The organism is Dictyobacter arantiisoli, from assembly GCF_008326305.1.
Classification (GTDB): Bacteria; Chloroflexota; Ktedonobacteria; order Ktedonobacterales; family Ktedonobacteraceae; genus Dictyobacter; species Dictyobacter arantiisoli.
This window is the reverse complement of the sequence record NZ_BIXY01000227.1, coordinates 1-1,582: the sequence shown is the minus strand read 5'-3', so window position 1 is coordinate 1,582 and position 1,582 is coordinate 1. Positions and strand designations below refer to the sequence as shown.

At 52.4% G+C, this 1,582-nt stretch carries 1 protein-coding gene; it reads right to left on the bottom strand.

The window, feature by feature from the left end; translation table 11 throughout:
* Positions 1-178 precede the first annotated feature (178 nt).
* Positions 179-1,582, bottom strand: a 1,404-nt coding sequence (locus F1593_RS28815) for a hypothetical protein (RefSeq protein ID WP_172632532.1), incomplete at its 5' end; no start/stop codon positions are given.

Sequence of the window (1,582 nt, the reverse complement as noted above, 5' to 3'; positions counted from 1 at the left end):
GCACCCGATGCCCTCACCCCCAGGCCCTGTATCCCTTTCCCTGGGATCGAGAGGTGATGGAAGATGGAGGCACGCCAGGGAGGGGAGAGAACGCCAGAGCATGGGTGAACGAGAAGGGAGCCCGACGTTCGTCGTAGCGTCCCTTTGTCGTGCCAGGTCCTGGTTAGCGCTCGTTCTGTTACTCTCCGTCACTCTGATAGGCAGCGCTGTCACTCTGATAGGCAGCGCTGTCACTCTGATAGGCAGCGCTGTCACTCTGATAGGCAGCGCTGTCACTCTGATAGGCAGCGCTGTCACTCTGATAGGCATCGCTGTCACTCTGATAGGCATCGCCGTCACTCTGATAGGCATCGCCGTCACTCTGATAGGCATCGCCTTGTTCCTTAAACAGCGCGGCATTGCGTAGGGCTTTCTTTTGGTCGCGTGTCAGATAGGTGAGCTTCGGGACTTTTTCCATTCCTGCATCTTTTCTCTTTTGTAACACATTAGGGACCTCCCTCAACACATTTCCAACCGTCCGCAAATCCACATATTTACCATCTTCTTCTCGCGTTTTTTGAATATATGGATACTTTGTGCCTTCTTTGCCTTGTTTTTTATCAAGCGGGCTGAGGTGGTGTTCGTTAATGTACTTTCGAAGCATGTCTGCTCGCTCTCGCGCCTCTGCTCGCTCTCGCGCCTCTTGATTTCGTCTAGCGGAGTCTGCAGGGGCCTCAAACACCCTATCCTCGTCACTCTGATAGGCATCGCCGTCACTCTGATAGGCAGCGCCTTGTTTCTCAAACAGCGCGGCATTGCGTAGGGATCTCTCTTTGTCGTCTGTCAGATAGGCGAGCTTCGGGACATTTTCCATTCCTGCATCTTTTCTCTTTTGTAACATATTAGGGACCTCCCTCAACACAGCTCCAGTCGTCCGGAATTCCTTCCTTTTGCCATTTGTATCTCTTCGCGTTTTTGTAAGATATGGATACTTTTCGCCTTTTTTGCCTTGTCGTTCATCAAGCGGGCCGAAGTGGTGTCTGTTAAAGTAGTTTCGAAGTATGGTTCCTCGATCTCGCGTCCCTTGTCTAGTGGAGTCTTTACGTGCCTTCGCCTCCGCCCGTTGCTCATCTGCAGACAGCTTGAGCTCGTGGTTATTAACGCGGTGTGAAGAGGAACCTGGCCCCTCCTGAGGTAGCTCAAGGTTATGAGGGGCTGCATTTTGTGGTCTAAAGGTGCTGTTTGAAGAGGAACCTGGCCCTGATCGGTCACTGGTCTGATCCCCGTGTAGCGGCTGGTAGTGGGCATTTTGCGCCTCTGGCTGTCGATAGAAGGAGAGGGCGGCAGGCAGCCCTGAAGAGGAATCTTGCCCTGATAGGCTACTGGTCTGATCCCCGTGTGCCTGGTTGTATTGAGCGATTGTGACATCATACGCAGCAGTGAGAAGATCGTATGGACCACCAGCCGGCGTGTGTTCGATGAATGTCGGATCCCCGTGTGCCTGGTTGTATTGAGCGATTGTGACATCATACGCATTAGTGAGAGTGATAGGATCGACATCATACGCATTAGTGAGAGTGATAGGATCGACATCATACGCATT